The organism is Dolichospermum sp. UHCC 0406 (assembly GCF_009712025.1).
Lineage (GTDB): Bacteria > Cyanobacteriota > Cyanobacteriia > Cyanobacteriales > Nostocaceae > Dolichospermum > Dolichospermum lemmermannii.
On sequence record NZ_VILA01000012.1, the window covers coordinates 1 to 23,525 of the forward strand.

Annotated in this window: 10 protein-coding genes and 1 pseudogene; 5 read left to right on the forward strand and 6 right to left on the reverse strand. The window is 35.8% G+C overall.

Annotated features, from left to right (window positions below; all coding sequences use genetic code 11):
• Positions 1–152: 152 nt before the first annotated feature.
• The 4 genes and pseudogenes from FJR09_RS10580 to FJR09_RS10595 form a co-directional block, all read right to left on the reverse strand.
• Positions 153–1,436, reverse strand: coding sequence for an MFS transporter (locus FJR09_RS10580; protein ID WP_015080908.1), 1,284 nt, complete (start codon positions 1,434–1,436; stop codon positions 153–155).
• Between the two features lie 61 nt (positions 1,437–1,497).
• The gene (locus FJR09_RS10585) at positions 1,498–10,044 is read right to left on the reverse strand and encodes a non-ribosomal peptide synthetase (RefSeq protein ID WP_168653844.1); all 8,547 of its coding nucleotides are present in this window, start codon (positions 10,042–10,044) and stop codon (positions 1,498–1,500) included.
• A 23-nt stretch (positions 10,045–10,067) separates the two neighbouring features.
• Positions 10,068–11,009 (reverse strand): glycosyltransferase, encoded by a 942-nt coding sequence (locus tag FJR09_RS10590; RefSeq protein ID WP_015080906.1) that lies wholly within the window; start codon positions 11,007–11,009, stop codon positions 10,068–10,070.
• A 5-nt stretch (positions 11,010–11,014) separates the two neighbouring features.
• Positions 11,015–11,395, reverse strand: a pseudogene (locus FJR09_RS10595) (hypothetical protein); the annotation flags it as partial.
• A gap of 284 nt (positions 11,396–11,679) precedes the next feature.
• Between FJR09_RS10595 and FJR09_RS10600 the strand changes: the two are divergent.
• The 5 genes from FJR09_RS10600 to FJR09_RS10620 all read left to right on the forward strand — a co-directional run bounded on the left by FJR09_RS10600 (position 11,680) and on the right by FJR09_RS10620 (position 21,078).
• Positions 11,680–18,135: a non-ribosomal peptide synthetase gene (locus FJR09_RS10600; protein WP_015080904.1), complete on the forward strand. Its 6,456-nt coding sequence runs from the start codon at positions 11,680–11,682 to the stop codon at positions 18,133–18,135.
• Positions 18,136–18,224: 89 nt separating this feature from the next.
• Positions 18,225–18,446, forward strand: a complete 222-nt coding sequence (locus tag FJR09_RS10605; protein WP_015080903.1) for an MbtH family protein — start codon at positions 18,225–18,227, stop codon at positions 18,444–18,446.
• A 99-nt stretch (positions 18,447–18,545) separates the two neighbouring features.
• Entirely contained in the window at positions 18,546–19,283 is a 738-nt protein-coding gene (locus tag FJR09_RS10610) for a glycosyltransferase family 32 protein (protein WP_041458094.1), read from the forward strand.
• 76 nt (positions 19,284–19,359) lie between these two features.
• Positions 19,360–19,884 (forward strand): cupin-like domain-containing protein, encoded by a 525-nt coding sequence (locus FJR09_RS10615; RefSeq protein ID WP_015080901.1) that lies wholly within the window; start codon positions 19,360–19,362, stop codon positions 19,882–19,884.
• Positions 19,885–19,971: 87 nt separating this feature from the next.
• The gene (locus FJR09_RS10620) at positions 19,972–21,078 is read left to right on the forward strand and encodes an acyltransferase family protein (RefSeq protein WP_015080900.1); all 1,107 of its coding nucleotides are present in this window, start codon (positions 19,972–19,974) and stop codon (positions 21,076–21,078) included.
• A 90-nt stretch (positions 21,079–21,168) separates the two neighbouring features.
• On the opposite strand, the gene FJR09_RS10625 is transcribed toward FJR09_RS10620, so the two are convergent.
• Together FJR09_RS10625 and FJR09_RS10630 are read right to left on the reverse strand one after the other, a co-directional pair.
• Complete coding sequence (locus FJR09_RS10625) at positions 21,169–22,374, reverse strand: macrolide family glycosyltransferase (protein ID WP_015080899.1); 1,206 nt, start codon at positions 22,372–22,374, stop codon at positions 21,169–21,171.
• Between the two features lie 83 nt (positions 22,375–22,457).
• The gene (locus FJR09_RS10630) at positions 22,458–23,516 is read right to left on the reverse strand and encodes an NAD-dependent epimerase/dehydratase family protein (protein ID WP_015080898.1); all 1,059 of its coding nucleotides are present in this window, start codon (positions 23,514–23,516) and stop codon (positions 22,458–22,460) included.
• Positions 23,517–23,525: the final 9 nt, after the last annotated feature.

A 23,525-nucleotide genomic window follows, 5' to 3' on the forward strand; every position in this document is an offset into this window, starting at 1 on the left:
GAACTGTTTTGGTGTACTATCTGTTCTTATTGGGGTCATATTTTATAATTGCTGAAATGCTTTTTACATATACATTTTCGCAGTTTTTGACCCCTTTTTTTCTTTTCTTTGTGAGAAATCCGGGATCAGGGGGTTACTTCGTTCCCAATTCTTTATTGAGCCGATACTTCCAAATCTCGAATGGCAGGGTATTGAGAGCTAATAAATACTGTCGCTAATAGAAGAAATCCTATGATTACAAATAATAGTCCAATACCACGACCAGGACCAGACCCAATTATTTGGCCTAATAGTAATCCAGCCCCAGGTCCGTCAAAAGACATGAGTGGCTCAAAAACATAATCAGCAAGCGGTCCAGCAATAATCGCAGCAAGCGGTACAACCGTTACCCATATCGCTCCAGTTAAGGCAAATACTCTTCCCTGTAACGATTCAGGAACTATTGTCTGTAAGATAACTTGCACTGATCCACTGATAAAAGGTGTAGTCAGGAAGAAAAGTAAAGTAGCAATAGCAATTTGAATGATAGAAGGGCGTAAACCAGCAAGAATTATGCACAACCCACTCAGCGACATAGAGATGAGAATAGGATTGATCAAGTTCTGCCAATTTTTCTTCCATGTACTCATTACTATAGAACTGATTAACATCCCCATACCGCTAACAAATACTATCTGTCCTAAACCAGATGGACTGGTTAAAGAAAGAATTAGTGGAAAGCTTAGTACACTCATTAAACCGGTAAAAAATTGGTAAATGGTGAATAGAATCAGAAAGCTAAGTAATCCAGGATGCTCTGTTAGATAAGTCCAACCGCTTAGTGCCTCTTGCCAAAATGAAGAAGATGGATTGTCCCGCTTCCCATCAGCAGCATGATTTAACTGAGGGAATCGTACCAATACAAGGGGAACAAGAGCAACTAACACAGTTACAAAGTTGATGATAAGAATATCTCTTGGCTTCAGAATACCCAGCAAAATACCTCCGAGTAAAGGTCCAATAAGTTGCTGAATGCCCGTTCCTAGTTGAATTATTCCATTTACCCGTGTTAAATCATCTTTAGGCACTAGAGAGGTAATAGAAGCTTGATAAGCAGATGAATGGAAGGCACCAATGATGGAAGTAAAAATATTTCTGAGATAGATGTGCCAAATCTCTAATTGACCAATACTTATTAGCACTATCAACATCAGAGTAAACAGTCCTTGACAGACATCACTAATGATCATGATCAAGCGACGATCCCAACGATCAACTAATATGCCTGTTATAGGCGAAACAATAATGATTGGTATTGTACAAGCAACGGTAAGGAAAGCAAATTGGGTGGCAGAGCGAGTTTCCTGAAAAATTGAGATATCCAGAGCAAACCCGGTCATGGAAACACCAATTAAAGAAATTAGTTGTCCTAACCAAATAAATGTAAAAGTCTGCATTTTTTATTTATAAAACCTACTGCACATAAATCTAGATGAGACTAGCATAACAAGCTACAAGCTAGTTATCTAAAATCTTCACAATTTCAGCTACTAAATTTCTGACATCAGGTTCTTTGAGCATGGTCTGATGTTCACCTGTTACGCAAGAAACACGCACTTTTTCACAGGTTAATTTTCCCCAACCAACTGTAGGATCATTTGGAAACTGTTCTGCTAAGGATGCAGTTTTAAAGACTGTAATAGGAGATTTCACAGGCTGTGGTTGATAAATTAGACTAGCTTGTAAATTAGCTTTATAAACGTTAATTAAACCTGCAATTAGATTCCGTCCTGAGTCTGGTGGGATAACTTCATGATGCTGCAAAGTTTGTAGCACATATTCAAATTGGGATTCTTGATCTAAAGTTGCTAGTTCTTCATAGGCAATATTGATGGTTTTTTGAAAATGCAATCCTATTTGTTCAACAATAAAGCAAAGAATACCAGCATCATCTTCAAGGGAAGCTGTAATTTCATCAGTTGCTAAAGGTGGATGGGTATCCATAATTAATAGATGTGCAATTTGTTCTCCTCCAGTTTCTAATTGATGAGCCATTACAAAAGCAATTAATCCTCCTAAAGAGTGACCACCTAATAAATAAGGTCCAGAAGGCTGTATTTCTCGAATAGCACTAATATAACTAGTTGCCATTGCTTCGATAGTATCTAAAGGCGGTTGTTTACCATCTAAACCACGTGCTTGAATTGCATAAATAGGACGTTGTTTATCCAGTTCTTTAGCTAATTTTTCGGCTAATACTGAATAGGATAAACCATAACCACCTGCTTGGTGAATGAGAAATAAGGGAGGTAAATTACCTTTAGTTTGCAAAGGAATGAGAACATCTAAATTACTGCTGGGTTTTTCCTGCTCCAGTAAGGTGGCAATTTTTTCTATTGTGCCTTCTCGGAATAAGGAAACAACTGGTAAATTACATTTTAATTTTTGTTCAATGGCAGCTATTAATCTAATGGCTAAGAGAGAATGACCACCTAAATCAAAGAAGTTTTCAGTTACACCTATAGGACTGACTTTTAATATTTCTTCCCATATTTCCACCAACTTATATTCTAAAGGTGTGCGGGGTGAAATTTGTTGATCAGAGTCAATATTTCTGTCTACACTTAGGGTAGATAGGGCTTTCCGATCAACTTTACCATTAGGTGTTAAAGGTAGATGATCTAAAATCACAAAATTACTGGGTATCATGTAATCAGGTAATTTTGCTTTTAAGAAATCGCGCCATATACCTGAAGAGATTAATGGCTGTTGCTGAGTAACAATATAGGCAATGAGACAGTTACTACCAGATGAATCTGTCGAAGTAATCACCACAGCATTAAGTACATCTGGATGTTGAATTAATGCCGTTTCAATTTCTCCTAATTCGATACGGAAACCGCGTATTTTTACTTGATGATCAATGCGTCCTAAAAATTCGATGTTACCGTCAGAAAGATAACAAACTAAGTCACCTGTTTTATAGAGACGCGCACCAGGTTGATAACTAAAAGGATGAGGAATAAATTTTTCCGCAGTTAATCCTGGACGGTGAAAATAACCCCTGGCTAAATTATTACCACCAATATATAATTCTCCTGAAACTCCAATAGGAACTGGTTGTAAATATTGATCAAGAACAAAATATTGAGCATTATCAATTGGTTTACCGATGGGAATTGATATTTTATCTGTGTTATTGCAATTATAGATAGATGATACTACTGTTGCTTCTGTGGGTCCATAGGTATTTAATAATTTAGTTTTATGGGGTAAGTGATATACAGATTTTTGCCAGTTCTGAACATTTTCTAGTAATACTTTTTCTCCACCAAAAACAATTAACCGTATAGATTCAGGAATCATGTTTTTAGGGATAATTTCCGAAGTTAACTGATGCCAGAAAGCAGTAGGTAGTGACATAAATGTTAACTGGTGATAATGACAATGTTCCCAAAAACTTTTGGTAGAGAGTAACATTTCATCGGTTCGTAAAACTAAGGTAGCACCAACAATGAGAGTGGGATAAATTTGTTCTACTGAGGCATCAAAGTTAATGGAGAAAAATTGGATAATGCGATCTAAGGATGTGATTTCGTATTCTTTAATAGCTACTGTTGCAAAATTAACTAAAGATTGATGAGCGATCGCTACTCCTTTTGGTTTACCAGTTGAACCAGAAGTATAAATAATATAGGCTAAATTTTTGAGGTGAATTATACTAACTGGATTTTCTTGGTTATATTCGTTAATTTTTTGCCAGTTTGCATCTAAACATACTATATTTATCTCTGTGTGATTTACTGTTAGTTTTGACGCAAATTTTTCCTGTGTTAACAGTATGGATAAACCAGTATCTTCAATAATATATTCTAAGCGTTCTAGAGGATAATCAGGATCTAAAGGAATGTATGCACCACCAGCTTTCAAAATTCCTAATAATCCCACTATCATCTCTAAAGAACGTTTAATAGAAATCCCCACCAATACATCTGGTTTTACTCCTAAATATTGCAGATAATTTGCTAATTGATTGGCCCGTTGATTTAACTCCCGATAGGTCAGACTTTTGTTTTTAAACACCACTGCAATTGCATCCGGTGTTTTTTCAACCTGTAATTCAAATAATTGATGAATACATTGATTTTGAAGAATATCAACTTGAGGAGGATTCCATTGTAACAACAATTGATTTTGCTCTGTTGCTGTTAATAAGGTCAATTCCCTAATCCTCTGTTCAGGGTTAGCAACAATATTTTCTAGCAAAGTTTGCCAATGTCCTACCATTCGCTGAATGGTTGTTTCCTGGAACAAATCAGTATTGTATTCCCATTCCCCTTGTAATCCCTGTTCTGTTTCTACCATTGACAGAACTAAATCAAACTTCGCTGTCACCTGTTCCATTTCCCAGGGAGTTAGTTGTAAATTGGGTAATTCTAATTTACCCATTGGTGTATTTTGCAGGACAAACATCACCTGAAATAAGGGATGATGGCTCAAATTTCTTTCGGGATGTAGTTCTTCGACAATTCTTTCAAAAGGTACATCCTGGTAAGCGTAAGCTTGTAAGGTTTCTTCTTTAATTCTGGAGAGTAAATTGATAAAATTAGGATTACCGCTTAAATCATTTCTAATCACTAAAGTATTGACAAAAAAGCCAATTAAATCTTCAACTTGTTTACGATTACGGTTAGCAATTGGTGTCCCAATTAATAAATCCTCTTGCCCTGAATAACGCATTAATAAGATGCTAAATACCCCTAATAATCCCATGAATAAGGTAGCACCTTGAGATTCACATAATTTTTGCAACTTCTCACTTGTTTGTTTATTAATGGTAAAGGATACTGCACTACCTTGATGACTAACAACTGGGGGACGAGGATAATCTGTTGGTAATTGTAAAACCTCAGTTGCACCAGCTAATTTTTGTTTCCAGTAAGCTAATTGTGCAGGTAATTGTGTTTGCTCAAAAGTTGTCCGTTGCCAATTAGCAAAGTCAGCATATTGTATAGATAAAGGAGATAAAGATTTGATATTATCCTGACAGAGTGCAGTATAAGATAAGGATAATTCCTTAATCATTAATCCCAAAGACCAAGCATCAGAAATGATATGATGTATTACTAAAACAAATATATAAACGTCTTCAGATAACTGATAGAGATGGACACGCAATAAAGGCAGTTTACGCAAATTAAAAGGAGAAATGATGACTTCTTTAACGGCATTTTTCAGTGTTTCTTGTTGGGTTTGAGAGTCTAAATGACTAAGATTTGTTACTGTTAACGGCACTTCTAAAAATTCATGAATTACTTGGATTGGTACACCGTCTTGACTATCAAAGGTTGTACGTAATACTTCATGACGTTGAATAATGATTTGCAAACTTTGATGTAATGCTTCTTGGTTTAAATTGCCATCTAAACGGAAAGCAACAGAGATATTATAAGCAGGAGTATTGGGTTCTAATAAATCTAAAAACCACAGTCGAGATTGAGAGAAAGAAAGTGGTAAATTTTCTCGGTGAGTTAGATGAGATATAATATCTTGAGGTGTATTTGTAGAATTACTCACTAGAGATAAACTATCAATTTCATCTGCTAAACCACCAATAGTGGAATATTCAAAAACCGCACGTAAAGGCAAAGCTAAACTAAATTCTTCTCTAATTCTAGAAACTAATTTAGTGGCTAAAAGTGAATGTCCACCTAAATGGAAGAAATCCTCTGTAATACCAATATTATCAATTCCTAAAACATCAATCCAGATTTGAGATAATTTCTTTTCTGTTGAAGTTGTGGCTGGAATAAAAGCTTGTTTACTAATAGTTAAATCTCGCTCTGGTATAGGTAAAGCACGTCTATCTAGTTTACCACTGGGAGTCATGGGGAAACTGTCTAACATCACAAAAGCAGATGGACGCATATATTCTGGTAATTTTTCCCGCACCTGTTTTTTTAGCTGGGAAATTAAGGATTTGGCAAAACGTCCTTTAAGTGGATTAATCCAGTAAGATTGATTACTTTCAGTGGATATTTTACTGCTAATTGGCATTACTGGTGCAAGACGTTTTCCTTCTGTTGTGGGATAGAAACAAACATCAAAATAATCAGGCTTTGTTAGTGAATAACTAATAGTTACTTGACAACCAATTTCTTGAGCAACTGCATATAAATCTGCTGGATCAATTGCTTTTTTGATATCAATATTTTCAATAACTTGCTTTAATTCAGCAATGGTATTTTCACTATTATTCTCTGATATCCATTGACAAATGGCAACATCTTTAATTAACCGAGAATGGGGTATATTACACCAACCAATTGTACCCACTTTGATAATTTGCTGTTTTAAATCTTCTAATTGTAAATTTGCTGTTTCCCAATCTTGCCAAATAACTTTTATTGGTTGATTTGCTGATGTACCTAATTTATCTAAAACGACATCATAACGATATTTAGTAAGTTCATTATCGCTATTTTCGGCTTTGAGTTGAATTTCTACTGCTGTTAAATCGGGGAATACTTCTGTTAAATTAACAAAGAAAAGCGGATCAATTACTAACTCGTTTTCTGTTTTGGCTATGCGCCTAATTTGGGTATTAAAGGTTTCTTTATCTGTATTATCATTAGCTTGAAAATAGGCAACACTGGCATGAAAATAATTTAAAAGTGATAAATTCCGATTATCACCAATAAATAAACTTCCTCCTGGTGCTAGTATTCGTAAAGCACCTGTAATTACTTGCTGTAAATACTCAATAGAGGGAAAATATTGAGCAACAGAATTAATCACAATGCTATCGAAATAATTTTCAGGAATTTCTGAAAAGTCAGTGGCTTCTCTAGTTAATAAATTGATATGATTCCAGGAGCGATTTTGGAGAATATTTGTCAAGCGAATAATTGCAGCTTGGGAAAAATCTGTTCCCCAATAAGATTCTACTTGATCAGCAATATTTAATAATATCATCCCTGTACCGCAACCAATTTCTAAAACTCTTTGGGGTTTTAGAGCTTGAATTCGTGTTAAGGTATTATTTAACCATTGACGCATTTCTTCAGCAGGAATAGGTTGATTGTCGTAACTACTATTCCAACCGATAATATTAAATGATTCGTTAGTTTCTGTTTCAGTCAGATGATAGGTGTCGTTAAAAGTATATTGCCATTCTTCGGTTTGTTCTCTTATCAAAGTTTCCGAGTCGAAAATTTGATTTTTAGGAACAATATAAGCCTCTATTCGTACATCTTCTTCAGCTTCTTCTCTGACAATGACTAAGGCATCACGTACTTCTGGATGATGCTTAATAACTGCTTCAATTTCACCTAATTCAATGCGGAAACCACGAACTTTTACTTGATGATCGTTTCTTCCTATATATTCAATTTCACCGTTATCAAGAAAGCGAGCTAAATCACCAGTTTTGTAGAGACGTTCTGGTTTTGAATTATTAAATGGATTGGGAATCATCCTCTCTGCGGTTAATTGTGGACGATTAAAATAACCGCGAGTTACACCTGCACCACCAACATACATTTCCCCAACTACGCCAATGGGAACGGGTTGACAATGACGATCTAAAATATATAAGGAAAGATCAGGAATTGGTTTACCAATTAAACTTCCTAACCGTTGTTTAACATCTTTTAAATAAATCGGACGGTAAGTAACGTGAACTGTGGTTTCTGTAATTCCGTACATATTTACGAGTAAGGGAAATTGATCATCATGACGTTCAAACCAAGGTTCTAAACTTGCTAAATCGAGGGCTTCACCTCCAAAAATAACATAACGTAATTCTATTTCTGCTTCTCGACAAAGTATTGATTCTGCTTGAATTAATTGCCGAAAAGCTGAGGGTGTTTGGTTTAAAACTGTGACTTTAGAATCACATAATAAGTTATAAAATTCTTCAGGTGAACGACTAACTAGATACGGAACAATTACTAAATGACCACCAAAGAAAATAGCACCCCAAATTTCCCAAACTGAGAAATCAAAAGCGCAGGAATGAAAGAGTGTCCAAACATCTTTGGCGTTAAAGTTAAACCATTTTTCAGTTGCTAACATTAACCGCACAACATGACGATGACTGACAACAACTCCTTTGGGTTTTCCTGTAGAACCGGAGGTATAAATAATGTAGGCGGCGTTATCTGGAAAGACTAATATTTCTGGATCTGTTGTTGGCGCTTGTGCCAGTTCAGTTTGACAGTTATCAATAAATATAATTTTAGCTGAATGGGGTGGTATTTGTGTTTCAAATTGAGTATGTGTGAGTAAAACTGTAACTTGACTATCCTCTAACATATAGGCTATGCGATCGTTCGGATAGTCAGGATCAAAGGGAACATAAACACCCCCAGCTTTCAAAATAGCCAAAATAGCCACTATCAAATCTAAGGAACGGGACAACCATAGTCCCACTCTTGCTTCTGGTATCACTCCAGCACTAATTAAATAATGTGCTAATTGGTTAGCGCGATGATTTACTTCTGAGTAAGTGAGGTTCTCATTTTCAAATATCAATGCTATTTGTTGAGGACGTAATTTTGCTTGTTGAGTAAAAATTTCATGCAAACAAAACTGCACAGGAAAAGTTTGGGAAGGTTGATTTGGTGCTAAAACAGCTAATTCTTCTGTTCGTAAAAAAGGTACACGACTGACTGGGGTATCTGGTTGGGAGATTAAATTTTCTAGGAGTTGGCAAAAATGACGGGCAAATCTTTCTACTGTTTCTCTTTTAAATAAATCTACGTTGTAGGATAAAACTCCATTTAACCTATCTTCACTTTCAGTAATGAACAATTCTAAATCAAAACGAGCCGCTTCTTGATTTGCTAAAATGGAAACTTCTAAATCACCTGTGCTAAATTCTGGTTTGGGTGCATTTAATAAAGTAAAGGCAATTTGGAATAAAGGATTGCGACTGGTATCTCTTTCTAAATCTAATCTTTCTACTAAAGTTTCAAAGGGAACTTCTGTATGTTCAAAACCCGTCAAAATTGTTGTTTTAACTCTATTTAATAGAGTTTTGAAACTAGGTTCATCAGCTAAATTACTGCGAATTACTAACATATTCACGAAAAACCCAATCAGTTTTTCTGCATCCATTCCCGGACGGTTAGCAATGGAAGTTCCTACAGGTATATCGTCTTGTCCTGTGTAACGTGATAATAGCACTTGAAAAGCAGCCATCAAGGTCATAAATAGGGTTGTCCCCTCTTTTTGACTCAAGGTACGAATGGCTGTAGTTAGATGATTTGATAGTTCAAATTTAACTAAATCTCCGCGAAATGTTTGTAAACGGGGTCTAGAAAAATCAGTGGGAAATTGTAAAATTGGTAATTCTGCTAATTGCTTCTCCCAATAATTGAGACTATTTTCTAAATGAGAATTATGAGATTTTTCTTTTTGCCATAGGGCATAATCAGTATATTGAAATTTTAATTCAGGAAGTGTTATTTGTTCACCGGCAATTGCTAATTGATAAAGCAGGGCAATTTCTTGTAAAATTACACCAATAGACCAGGCATCAGCAATAATATGATGTAAAGTCAGGGTGAGAATATGTTGATTTGCTGCAAGTTGAAAAAGGCGAGCGCGAACTAATGGACTAGTTTGTAAATCAAAGGTATAATCACCTTCAGAACGGGCTATTTTAGCAATTATTGGTGCAGTTTCAGTTGTATTTGTACTCCAATCTTCTAATACCAGTTCAGTCAAAGGATGAGGATGAATTTTTTGCCAAGGTTCTCCATCAATATCTATAAATGTGGTGCGTAGGCTTTCATGTCGTTGTTGCAATTGTTGAAAAGCTTGCTGCAAAGCTGGGACATTTAACAATCCTTGGAGACTAAAAACCGAACAAATATTATAAGCAGAGGATGTTGGTTCTAATTCATAGAGAAACCATAACCGCCTTTGTTGAAAGGAAGCAAGTGCTTGGGTGAGGTTACGACGGGAAATCAATAGGTCTTTGTTTTGTAATTCGATTCCTTCTTCTTCGAGCAGTAATTCTAAAAGATCAATATCTTCAGCTTCTGAGTGATTTATCATATTAACTCTGGTTAAAATTATGTCTAGTTGAAAGTGGACAGAAAAAACAATGACAGGAAGTAGTTTTTTGCCCCTTGGAAATATAAACTCAAAGCTGGCAGGATTTTCCTTTCTGTAATTAACTGATTAGCAGACATCATTGCTACTAAAGGAACCAATCTTTTTTCATAAAAAAATATGGCGTGATCAACTTGTTTTTTTTGTTCGGAATTTAAATGGTTTTGATTTTTCCACTTATTGATAATTTTTTTAGCCTCTTCTTCAAAATTGACATTTATATGTAGTTGGTTGCTATTATGTAAACGATATTGATACAGTTTTTCGGACACAAAATGAACGTTGCTAATTAAAGCGATTTGTAGCAAAATATCAATGATTTGTCCACTATTTCTTCCAAAATTCTCATTCCATCCTGATGTTTGTTCATAGATACTGCGACGGAACATAGTACGTGCGTCTAGTCCTCCTCCTAACCCAGCCGCAATAGCTACTAAAGGTGTTTCAGGTATATTGTATGGTAAAGTTTTCACACCAAACACAGAAGGAATTAATCTAGGACAATAAACAGTTTCTATGGGGTTATCCTCCGCATCAATGTGATAAAAATCGCAGTAAGCTGCCCCAACATCAGTGTGTGTGTTCAGGTAGGCAATCATTATCTCTAGCATTTGCGGTTCTATACAGTCATCTGCATCAAAAAATAGTAAGTATTGCGATTTTTCAGAACAGGCTTTAAAGCCATTATTCCTAGCAACACAGGGACCACAGTTAGACTGTCTAATTAACTTTAAACGTGGTTCTAATTCTGTATAGGATGCGATAATTTCGGCGGAACTGTCGGTACTGCCATCATCTACAATAATATGTTCCCAATCGGTGAATGTTTGAGCGCGAACACTTTCTATGGCTTTACCAATAAATTTATCGGCATTGTAACAGGGAGTGATAATACTTACATGAACCATAGAAATTAGCTCCAATAATAGACTGCATCATGCTCTTTAGCGAAGGAAAGAAATCCACCAATAGTTATTCTGGTGCGATCGCCCACTGTTGGTACAATACAATGATAAAAACGACCACCATCAAAAAGCATCATATCTCCAACATTCGGCTTAAAAGTCATACTCCCATATTCTTGATCAAATAATGAATGTGATTTATAATACGAACGATTTATGTTGTCAAATGCTAACTCCTCACCGTCCCACTCCATTCCATAGACTACCAATTCCCCACCAGATTCGGGGAGAACTAAGGGAACGAAGAAACTTAGCTGGTCTGTGACATCAACCAAAGTTCTCAAATGCTCACTTTGAGGACTATTTAAAAAATCAGGCATAATCTTTACTCCAACACTATGTTTTTTAGGTTACGGTATTGACATTACCATATATTTCATATAATCATCTTCTTGTCAATCAAATGCTTCTAAATCTTTACTCCAACACTATGTTTTTTAGGTTACGGTATTGACATTACCATATATTTCATATAATCATCTTCTTGTCAATCAAATGCTTCTAAAACCAATGATAGGTTCTTATTATGTGTTGTGGTAAAAAATAAAGTTTTGATTATCAAAGCATCATCAGATATTTTAAACAGTTCATTGATTTAAGGAACTAATACATTATGAATCAGATATTGCCATTATCAATCAATCAAAGAGAAATCTATATTGACCAAAGGATGTGGGCAGAAGGTTTTCATCTCAATATTGGTGCGACTGTAATTGTTTATGGCACTTTTAAACGGGAAGTTTTCAACTATGCCATGAATAAGATAATTGATTGTTATCCCGGTTTGCGGACACGAATTTATGAAGTTGAAGGTAAACCTTTACAGACCATAGCAAATCATGAAAATGCTAATATTCCTTTGATTGATTTTTCCATTCGGGAAAACAGCAAAGAACAGGCTGAAGAATATATAAATCAGGAATTTAAAAAACCTTTTAGTTTTGGTGAAAATGCCTCTTTGGTTGACTTTCAATTAATTCGAGTTCGAGAGGATTACCATATTATTTTCGCAAAATATCATCATGCTATTACTGATGGTTGGGGAACCGCTATTTTCTTTCGAGAGGTAATTAAAACTTACAATCAAATTATCCATGATGGTAAGGATAATCAAATAGAAAGAGATTGGGTAATTGCTGAATATATAGATGACGAAGCAGCATATTTAGAATCAAAGAATTTTCAGCGCGATCGCAATTATTGGCAGCAACGTTTAAGCGACATTTCCCCTAATATTTTCACCTCAATTAAACAACAAGAATTGCACGGACAACGACAATCTATTTACATTTCCCGTGAACAATATAACCGGGTTAGTCAACTTTGCCAAAACATCCAATCAAACGTATTTCATTTTATCCTGAGTTTGATTTCCATATATTTAACTAAACGCTATAGCAAGAAAGATTTAGTTGTAGGTTTGTCTCTCTTAAACCGGAATAAAAAAAGCTTTAAAGATGCCATTGGTTTATTTGTTAGCACCATTCCTTTTCGTGTGGATGTTAATGGTAATGAAACAATTCATGAGTTATTAAATAAGATTCGTTCTTTACTACGCCAAGATTATCGTCATCAACGCTTTCCTGTGGGAGAAATGAAGCGTATTTCTGGGTTTCAATCCAATAATAAAGAACATTTATTTGAAGTTTATCTTTCCTATGAAAGACATGATTACAATGAATATTTTGCCGATACTCAAACAAGTTGTATTCCTCTTTATAGTCAGCAGCAAAAAGTCCCTCTAATTATTTATGTGCGAGAATATGAAGAAAATAGCGATATTAAAATAGATTTTGATTATAACCTTTCTTATCTGGATGCAGAAACAGTTGAGCAGATAACTACAAATTTCCAAAATCTATTTACTGAAGCAGCAAATAATTTAGAAAGTACGATTTGTGATCTTGCCATTTCCTTGCCAGAAGCAAGAGATATTACTATTTCTCAACCCGAAATATTAATAAAAGACACCACGGAAACACTAATTTCTGCCTTTGTAAGTATTGCTCAAAAATATCCAGAAAAATCAGCAGTTCAATTTAATAAACATATTCTGAATTATACAGAATTGAATAGTCAAGCCAATCAGTTGGCACATTATTTACTTAGTCAAGGAGTAAAACCAGGGACAAGAATAGGAATATGTTTGGAACGTTCGGAACAGATAATTACTGCTATTTTGGCAATTCTCAAAACTGGATCAGCTTATGTTCCCCTTGATCCTAATTCTCCTGCTGTCCGTCGGCAATTAATTCTGGAAGATAGTGGCATTTTAGTATTAATTACAGAAGAAACACTACTATCAGAATTAACTGACGAAAAAATTACCGCTTTTACTCTCAAATCTATCGAATCTGAACTTATCCAGCAACCACAGACATCACCACAAATCACGGTAAAACCGGAATTTCCTGCCTATATTATTTACACTAGCGGTTCGACTGGAACTCCTAAAGGTTGTATTGTCACTCACAGTAACGCTATCCGGTTAATGCGTTCTACAGAACCCTGGTTTGGTTTTAATGAAAATGATATTTGGACGCTGTTTCATTCCTTTGCTTTTGACTTTTCTGTATGGGAATTGTGGGGTGCTTTATTATATGGTGGTAAGGTAATTATTGTTCCTTTTTGGTTAAGCCGCACACCAGAAACATTCCGAGAATTTCTCACCACAGAAGGAGTGACAGTCCTCAATCAAACCCCTTCAGCTTTTTATCAATTGATTCGCACTGATGAAGCTAGTGTGGGAGAATTAGCATTACGCTATGTAATATTTGGTGGTGAAGCTTTAGATTTACAAAGTTTGCAACCTTGGTTAGAAAAATATGGGGATAAAAAACCTCGTTTAGTGAATATGTACGGGATTACAGAAACTACCGTTCATGTTACTTATCGTCCTATTTCTCGTCAGGATTTAAAAGTAAAAGCGAGTGTAATTGGTAGAGAAATTCCTGATCTTTCGATCTACTTACTAGATGAAAAATTAGAACCGGTTGCTGATGGTATTCCTGGAGAAATTTATGTAGCTGGTGCAGGAGTGACAGGTGGTTATTTAAATCGTCCAGGATTAACAGCAGAAAGGTTTTTACCAAATCCCTTTGGTAGTGGAAGAATTTATCGCAGTGGTGATTTAGCGCAAAGATTAAGCAATGGAGATTTAGAGTATTTAGGGAGAATAGATCAACAAGTCAAAATTCGCGGTTTTCGGATTGAGTTGGGAGAGATTCAAGCAGCTTTAACATCCCATTTTCAAGTCCGAGAAGCGGTGGTTATTACTGATGAATGGGAAGAAGAAAAACGTCTAGTTGCTTATTATGTGCCTGGAGAATCTCAACTGCATGGAAATGAACTGCGTCAATATTTGAAGAATAAGTTGCCTGATTATATGGTTCCCGCAGCTTATGTAAGTGTGGATGTTTTTCCTTTGAATGTGAATGGTAAAATTGATGTTAAGGCTTTACCTACACCAGATTGGAATTTGTTAAGAGTAGAAGAGGATTATGTCGCTCCCCGCAATGCTGATGAAGAAAGTTTATGTGCTATTGTGGCGGAAACTTTGGGTTTGGAAAAGGTAGGTATTGATGATAATTTCTTTGAAATTGGTGGAGATTCAATTTTAGCTTTACAAGTGATTGCTAAAGCTAAAAAAGCTGGTTTTGCGATTTCAGCTAGAGAGTTATATGAATTTGCAACTGTGCGTTATTTGGCTACTAAAAAAGCAACAGGTACAATATCATCATCTAATATTAATCAAACTCCTGCAAGTAATTTAATTTCAGCAGCAGACAAACAGCTTTTACCGCAAGATGCTGAAGATGCTTATCCTCTTTCTAGTTTACAGGGAGGAATGCTTTATCACAGTGAATTACATCCTGATTCGGCAATTTTTCACCAAATTTTTACCTTTGATTTACATTTGAGTTATTCAGAATCAGCCTGGAAAAAGGCAATTCTTGATATTTGTTTAGCGAATCCAGTGTTAAGAAGTTCCTTTCATTGGACAGGATATAGCACTCCTATCCAAATTGTACATAAAGACGTTGAACTACCTTTAACTGTAGTTGATTTGCGAACTTTGAAAGCCAATGCACTTGCACAAATTGCTGCATGGATCGAATCTGAAAAAAACCGGGCTTTTGATATTAAGAAATCACCTCTGTTCCGTTTCCAAATTCATAGAGTATCAGATGAAGAACTCAGTTTTAGTTTTAGTTTTCATCATGTCATTCTAGATGGTTGGAGTGTGGCAACTTTACTAACGCAACTATTACAGCGTTATGTGCAGTATTTAGAATCGGAAACTTTGTTACCTTTGTCCATATCAGAGATTACTTACAAAGATTTTATTATTCAAGAACAAAATGCGATCGCTAATCAAGAAATTCGGCAATTTTGGCAACAACATCTCAGTAATTTACAAGTAACTACCCTCCCGCGTCTTCATACAGGAAGCACTGCCAAAGAATCTCAAAAACGCCAGTTAAAACGCCTATCAGTAACTATTAATGAGGAATTAGCCAATAATATTCGTAAACTCACAAAAAATATCGGTGTTCCCTTAAAAACAGCCCTTTTAGCTTTACATCTGCGGGTTCTCTCCTTTATCACTGGACAAAAAGAGGTGGTAACAGGTAACGTAATTAATGCCAGACCCGAAACTACTGATAGTGAAAATTTATTGGGTTTGTTTGTGAATACAGTACCCTTGCGCTTGGAATTAACTTCTGATAGTTGGATGGATTTGATACAGGCTGTTTTTCGTGCAGAGACAGAAATTCTTCCCTATCGTGACTTTCCTTTAGCGGAAATTCAGCGCCTCATTGACAAACGCCCCCTATTTGAAGTGGGATTTAATTATGTGCATTTTCACGTCTATGAAGCATTGCTAAATTTACCAGAAATTCAAGTTGACAAAATTGATATTTTTGAAGAAACGGATTTCCCTTTCTTGACAGAATTTTGTTTAGTACCAGGAAGTGCAGCTTTAGAACTGAATTTAATCTATGACATCCAACAATTTACAGATCCACAAGTTGAGCAATATAGCCAGTATTACCAAGCTGCCTTAGCGGAGATGGCGACTCATCCGCAAATATCATATCACAGGCGATCACTCATCTCTATCCCAGAACGGCAACAATTACTGCAAGCAGTCAACACCAACCCCCAAAACTTTTTATCTGCTGATACCATAGTTTCTGTCTTTAGTCAAGCAGCAATAAAATATACAAATAAAACTGCCCTAGTTCATCAACAAACCAGCCTCAGTTTTACAGAATTAGAAACCCGTGCCAATGGCCTCGCCCATTATCTGCAAACTCAAGGAGTCAAGCCGGAATGCTTGGTAGGTGTGTATTTAGAACGTTCAGAACAATTGGTGATTACCATTTTAGCGATTTTGAAAGCTGGTGCTGCTTATGTTCCCATTGATCCTAATTACCCAAGCGATCGCATAGAATTTTTGTTACAAGATAGTGGTATTATCTTCTTAATCACAGAAAAAGCCTTAATTTCCCAATTACCTGAATGTGAAAAAGAAATCCTCATCCTCGAAGATATTGTCACCCAGTTAAAACCGGAAAATTCTCAACCGCCAATAGTCCGTATATTACCAGATTGTCCAGCCTATGTAATTTATACTAGTGGTTCTACAGGCACGCCCAAAGGTTGTATAGTCACTCATAGTAACGTCATTCGCCTCCTCAAAGCTACCGCATCCTGGTTTGAGTTTAACAGTCAAGATGTCTGGACTTTATTTCACTCCTACGCCTTCGACTTCTCAGTATGGGAAATCTGGGGAGCTTTATTATATGGTGGTCAAGTGGTGGTAGTTCCTTATTGGACAAGTCGTTCACCAGCAGACTTTTTCCAACTGCTACAAACACACAAAGTTACAGTATTAAATCAAACACCTTCAGCCTTTAAACAATTAATCCCCATTGCCAAAGAAAAGCAAGAAAAGTTACCTTTGCGCTACGTAATTTTTGGTGGAGAAGCCTTAGAACTACCAAGTTTACAACCTTGGACGGAATTATATGGTGACGAACAACCAAAATTAATTAATATGTACGGTATCACCGAAACCACCGTTCACGTCACCTATAGACCGATTACTCAAGCAGATATAATCAGTAACCGCGGTAGCCTTATCGGTCAGCCTATTCCCGATTTACAACTTTATATCTTAGATGAGAACTTAGAACCTTCACCCTTATGCGTTCCAGGGGAAATTTATGTTGGTGGTGCTGGAGTGACTAGGGGATATTTGCATCAACCGCGCTTGAGTGCAGAAAGATTTATTCCCAACCCTTACAGCCAAATCCCTGGTAGTCGTTTATATCGTAGCGGTGACTTAGCTAGGCGTTTACCAGAGGGAGAAATAGAATATCTCGGACGTGCTGACCAGCAAATTAAAATACGTGGTTTCCGCATCGAACTAGGAGAAATTACTGGAGTTATTAATAGCCATCCTCAAGTTAAACAAGCATTAGTCATGGTGCAAAAAGCCACAACTGGGGAAAATCGCATAGTTGCTTATTTTACATCTGACACCGCACCACACCTGAAAACAGACCTACCAGAGTTTTTAAAGAGTAAACTACCCGATTACATGATACCAGCGGCCTTTGTGCCACTAGAAACCATACCCTTAACAGTTAACGGGAAAGTAGACCAACAAGCCTTACCTGCACCGGATTGGAATTGGACAAGTAAACCTTATATTGCCCCCAGAAATGACCAAGAAGCAACTATTTGTAACCTCATGGCTTCCTTATTAAAGCTAGAACGGGTGGGAGTGACCGATGATTTCTTTGAAATTGGTGGAGATTCCTTGTTAGTAACACAACTAGCCATGCGTCTGCGTCAAACATACAACAGCGAATTTCCCTTATCGGAGTTATTTAGTAATCGTACCCCAGAAGCGATCGCCAAGCTGACCGAAGGTATCCCTTTATCACCAGCAAATTCTCCCACAGCATCAACAACCACTGATATCCCCAAAGCCAACCGACAAAGACGTTCTGTCAACTTAAGTGATGATGGTACTTTAGTTAAAGACAATAGATAACAAGTCCTTGGACAAAATCAAATTTAATCTGTGTAATTTTGTTCTGTCATTATATAATCCAATCAATAAGATCAAGGAAATAAAAAACCATGAGTAACAACGAACAAAACGACGAAACTATCTATCTTGTAGTAGTCAATCATGAAGAACAATATTCAATTTGGCCTAAATGGAAACAGGAACTACCATTAGGGTGGAAATCTGTGGGTAAAGAAGGTATTAAAACTGAATGTTTGGCTTATATTGAAGAAGTATGGACGGATATGCGTCCTTTAAGTTTACGTAAAGCCATGCAAGAATCATCAAATTAAACAACCACTCGAATGAGATACATTCAGTAAATCGAAAGCCCTGTAGGGGCGCAGGGCCTGCGCCCTTGATTGCATTGCATCCAATCAATAACTAAATCTATGAATAAAATTCCCAAAATCATCCATCAGATTTTCTTTCTAGGAGAAGCAGCAGTACCAGAAAAATATCGCCTTTATCATCAAACAGTTCTGCAAAATCATCCTCATTGGGAACATCAATTTTGGGATGAAGCCAAAGCCAGACAATTTATGGAAGCACATTATTCCTGGTTTCTACCAGTATTTGACGGTTATCCCCATGATATTCAACGTCGTGATGCTATTCGTTATTTTATCCTTTATCACTACGGAGGATTTTATCTGGATATGGATGTTGAATCCCTTAAACCACTTGATGATTTATTAGCAGATTTCGAGCTTGTATTATCAAAGTTAGTGGGGTTTAGTAATGCAATTATGGGTAGTATTCCCAATCATCCCCTGTGGCTGAAAGTATTTGAAGAATTAGAAAAACGTCAACATAATTTAGACAATAAAACTATGCCTATTTATGTTGGCTACAGTACCGGACCAATCATGTTAAATGATTGTGTAGTAGCAGGTAAATTTCATGAAAACCCTACAGTTCTTGTATGTCCAGGGTACATTTTTGAACCCGGTGCGCCAATGGAACTTAATGGTAAAATCTTCAAAAGTCGGCAGACATCAGAGACTTATACCATACACCACATGACTACTTCTTGGTTGCCTAAAAAACACCAAATAGCTAGAGTTTTATTCGGTATAATTTTAGAGCCATATTGGTTTTTCCGCTCTTTTGTACAAAGTAAAGTATAATTATTTCATATTGGCTATAGTCCTCATTATCTTCTTAACCCACTAAAAGTTCCACTTTAATCGTCAGGAAAAATTTATGAATATTAGTGTAAAAAATAATTTTGACAAAACATCACTAAATCAAATTGAGCGCATTTATCAACCTACATTAGATGAGTTTAAACGAAAAATTTTCCCTTCCAGGAAACCAGTGATTATTACTGGTAAAATAACTGATTGGAAAGCATATTCTTCATGGTCAGTTGATTATTTAAAGGATGTTGTAGGTCATAAAGAAATTAATGTCAACTTTTCCAAAAACAAGATATTCAATTTTGATCCTAAAATAGACTTTACTATACCTAGTAAAAAAATGAAGTTTACTGACTTCACAGATTGGATTCTTGAGGAAAAAACAACAGACGAATATTATTATCTTCAGCAAAGTCCCATTAAGGACACCTTTCCCGAACTGGTTTCAGATATTGAAGTTCCAGATTATATTGATAAAAAATTATTTATTATTACAAATCTGTGGATGGGTGCTGGTGGTAATATCTCTCAACTACATTATGATATGTCAGAAATCACAAATACCTGGTCTGATTTGGCAAAAAATTAAGAATTTTGCAGGAATTTAATACCTACTCTCTTTTCAGTGGAATTATATATTAATTGATTAGAAAATCTGGCTATCCAAGAAATTGTTATGAACCCACCTGACTCCAATTTAGAAAGAATTTACGCTTTTGATTATCTGAGAGCTATCAGTTGTATTTTTGTTATTGCATTACATAGTAATATAAGTTGCATATTTGATGAATATCCAATAATACATGGTATCCTGATTTTCAACTTATTTGATTTGGCTGTTCCTCTGTTCCTGCAAATATCTTTGATTCTGTTTTTTTTGAAGAGAGAACAGCAGCCGGATTATTTTCTCAAAAAAAGATTGTTTAGACTAATTAAATTGTATATTTTTTGGGGTTTGTTTTATCAGCTATTTTCCTTAATATCCCATTTTAACAAAATAAATTTAACTTCTATTAAAGATTTAATCAACATTAAATTTACTATTAAAGATGGTATAGTTTTTATTTTGACAGATGGAAACTCAGCAGTTTTTTATTTTTTGTTTTCATTATTTTTCATAACTGCCTTAGCTGAATTATTTGCTTTTTATATTGAAAACAATGACACCAATAATCAAATAAATAATCAAGTAATATCTTATATATTTTTAATATTTTCCTGCGTTATTCTTTTGCTTTTACCCTTAATCCAAATTTTACTGGGTGGAAAGTTTCCTATTTTAACTGATGTTTATAATCCTCTCAATTTTATACCTTATATATTTTCTTCTTTTTTAATTAGCAAATCTTTATTACAAAAGAAAATTGATTCTAATTATAATCTCAATAATCCACAAATTTGGTCTTTAATAATTTTATTATTTTGCTTTTTTGTCATTGAGTGGCGATATTTTAACCAGCCTATAATATGGGGTTGGGGTGTTGCTAACAAAGAAGGTTTACCAATTTATTCTAGGGTATCTTTAGTTCTTTGCTCTTGGTTAGTCACTTTAATTTCGCTAAAAATCAGACATTTACCTCCTTTAATAATTAAAATTATCTCTGATTTTTCTTTGGGTATTTATTGTCTACATATATTCTTGATATTCATAATTATTCGATTATTTCCAGAACAACCTTATCCTCATTATGTTCATTATTTAATATTTGGAGGATTACTTGTAGTGACAATTTCCATAACTAAAATTATGAAGAATTTACCGATTTTCCAAGATATTATATAGTTTACACACTAAAAAATGCTGATTTAGTGGAATCTACAAGTGTGAGATCCCACATAAAAAAGTTTTTAAATATCCTCTAATACCAATATTCTAATTGCTATTCTTTTCATACACATATCGCCAAATTTCATTTACTGCTCGTTCTACACCTCCAGCCGCGCGACAAGCATCACCTAAAAGACCACTATTGACTCCAAAAGAACTATCATCAAAAATCTGCTGTGCTGTCTGTTGCAAATTTTCTACAGTAACATCTTCTAACATCATCATAATTCCTGCACCCTGCTCCTGAATGCGACGGGAAATTATTTCCTGTTCATAAGTTTGGGGGACTGCAATCATTGGTACTGCATACCAAACAGCTTCCCTTGCACCGCCACCTGCTCCGTGCATAATAAATAAACTGGCGCGTTCTAATATTTTTAATTGAGGAACAGTACCAGTAGGTCGAATAATAAAATTATCTGGAATATCTCCTAGCAGCGTTACATCCATAGCAGGACTTAATATCATCACTACTTGAGCGTCTGTATTGCCAAAGGCTTGAAGACAACTGCGATAAAATTCCACACCGGGGTCATGAATATTGCCAAAGGAAATTAGAATCAACTTATCTTTTTGCAGTTGTTCCATTGGGAAATCATATTCCATTCCTCGCACCGGATTACAAGGGCCAACAAAATGAAAACGCTCGTCAAATTTATCACTATAGGGTTGTAATTCTGGTGGTAAATAACATAAGTTTAGCGGTTCAATATTGGTAAAGGTATCCACAAATTTAATGGGTGGTATACCATAAATTCCTCGTAGTTCTCGCTGATATTGACGATAATGTTTCATCCCAGCAGCAGCCTGTTTTAAAAATCCTGGTAATTTCTTTCTTAGCCAAGGACATTCATAGAAAGTTTGAGGAGTAAAAGCTGCCGTAGCAATGGAATTAACAGCAGGAATATTCAGGATTTGGGCTACTAATCTTCCCCAAAGACAGAGGGAATCATGAATAATATAATCTGGCTTTTCTGCACGTACTGACTCCAGCAATTCTGGCAACATTTGATGGGCGCACCAAGTTAAGGAAGGGACTAAAGACATTTCATTTTCTGCTGGTGGTGCTGTTTCCGGATTTAGCGGTGGATAAGAACGAAATTTAGCTCCAAAAGATTCAATTTCTGCTTGAAAATTAGGAGCTTCATAATAAATTACCTCCTCACCTCTGTGAATTAATTCTTTCACTAATCCCAAGGTGGGGATGACATGACCGGCTGCGGAAACGTTGAAAAAAACTACACGACCCATATTTAAGTTCCCTGTTGTATATAGAAAGTTATCAAGATAGATCCTGATCAGGATGGGGTTTTACCTAATTTTTTGATAACAGCTTAATTCATGCAAATTTCATCTCTCCAAGCTGCAACAATATCAGCAAAGATTGAGTTTAAGGATTTGGTAATATACCAATTAGGATAATGGTCTTTAATTTTGCGTAAATCGCTATAGTAACAGATATGATCACCCTCCCGATTTATTGGCACATACTCATATACCATTGGTTTATTTGTTAATGCAGCCACGATTTCAAAAGCTTCTAATATTGAACAGGTATTTTCTTTTCCCCCGCCTAAATTATAAACCTCACCACTACGTGGTGCTGCCATAAATTCTTCTATAAAACGGGTAACATCGTAAGCATGGATATTATCTCGGACTTGTTTACCTTGATATCCAAATATTTTGTAAGTACGATCTTCTAAATTACATTTGACTAAATAACTCAAAAAACCGTGCAGTTCTACACCAGAATGATTAGGACCTGTTAGACAACCTCCACGTAAACAGCAGGTTTTTAAGCCAAAATAACGCCCATATTCTTGAACCATAATATCGGCTGCAAGTTTAGAAGCACCAAATAGGGAGTGTTTGGATTGATCAATGCGAAAAGATTCGGGTATACCATGCTGATAAGTAAGATCAGCATAATCCCAACGGGTTGCTAACTCCAGCATCGGTATTTCATTTGGTGCATCACCATAAACTTTGTTGGTTGACATATGCACAAAGGGAACTGAAGGAACAAATTGCCGAGTTGCTTCTAAAAGATTGAGTGTTCCTACAGCATTGGTATCAAAATCATCAAAAGGGATTTTGGCGGCTAGATCATGACTGGGTTGGGCGGCTGTATGCACGATCGCATCTGGTCTAAGACTATCAATTAAGTCTAAAATAGCAGTGCGATCGCGGATATCAATTTCATGATGCACAAAACCCTTAATTTTCGACTCTAGCCGTTTTTGATTCCAACGAGTATCCCCTTGATTACCAAAAAATACGGCTCTTTGATTATTATCAATACCGTGAATTGCCCAACCTTTTTGAGCAAAATATTCACAGACTTCCGAACCAATTAATCCTGATGATCCAGTGACAAGTAGTTTTTTCATGTTGGTTAA

Bases quoted from the DNA above. Each gene is read 5' to 3' on its own strand.
- FJR09_RS10580 (WP_015080908.1), bottom strand. From the start codon at position 1,436: ATGCAGACTTTTACATTTATTTGGTTAGGACAACTAATTTCTTTAATT.
- FJR09_RS10585 (WP_168653844.1), bottom strand. From the start codon at position 10,044: ATGATAAATCACTCAGAAGCTGAAGATATTGATCTTTTAGAATTACTG.
- FJR09_RS10590 (WP_015080906.1), bottom strand. From the start codon at position 11,009: ATGGTTCATGTAAGTATTATCACTCCCTGTTACAATGCCGATAAATTT.
- FJR09_RS10600 (WP_015080904.1), top strand. From the start codon at position 11,680: ATGAATCAGATATTGCCATTATCAATCAATCAAAGAGAAATCTATATT.
- FJR09_RS10605 (WP_015080903.1), top strand. From the start codon at position 18,225: ATGAGTAACAACGAACAAAACGACGAAACTATCTATCTTGTAGTAGTC.
- FJR09_RS10610 (WP_041458094.1), top strand. From the start codon at position 18,546: ATGAATAAAATTCCCAAAATCATCCATCAGATTTTCTTTCTAGGAGAA.
- FJR09_RS10615 (WP_015080901.1), top strand. From the start codon at position 19,360: ATGAATATTAGTGTAAAAAATAATTTTGACAAAACATCACTAAATCAA.
- FJR09_RS10620 (WP_015080900.1), top strand. From the start codon at position 19,972: ATGAACCCACCTGACTCCAATTTAGAAAGAATTTACGCTTTTGATTAT.
- FJR09_RS10625 (WP_015080899.1), bottom strand. From the start codon at position 22,374: ATGGGTCGTGTAGTTTTTTTCAACGTTTCCGCAGCCGGTCATGTCATC.
- FJR09_RS10630 (WP_015080898.1), bottom strand. From the start codon at position 23,516: ATGAAAAAACTACTTGTCACTGGATCATCAGGATTAATTGGTTCGGAA.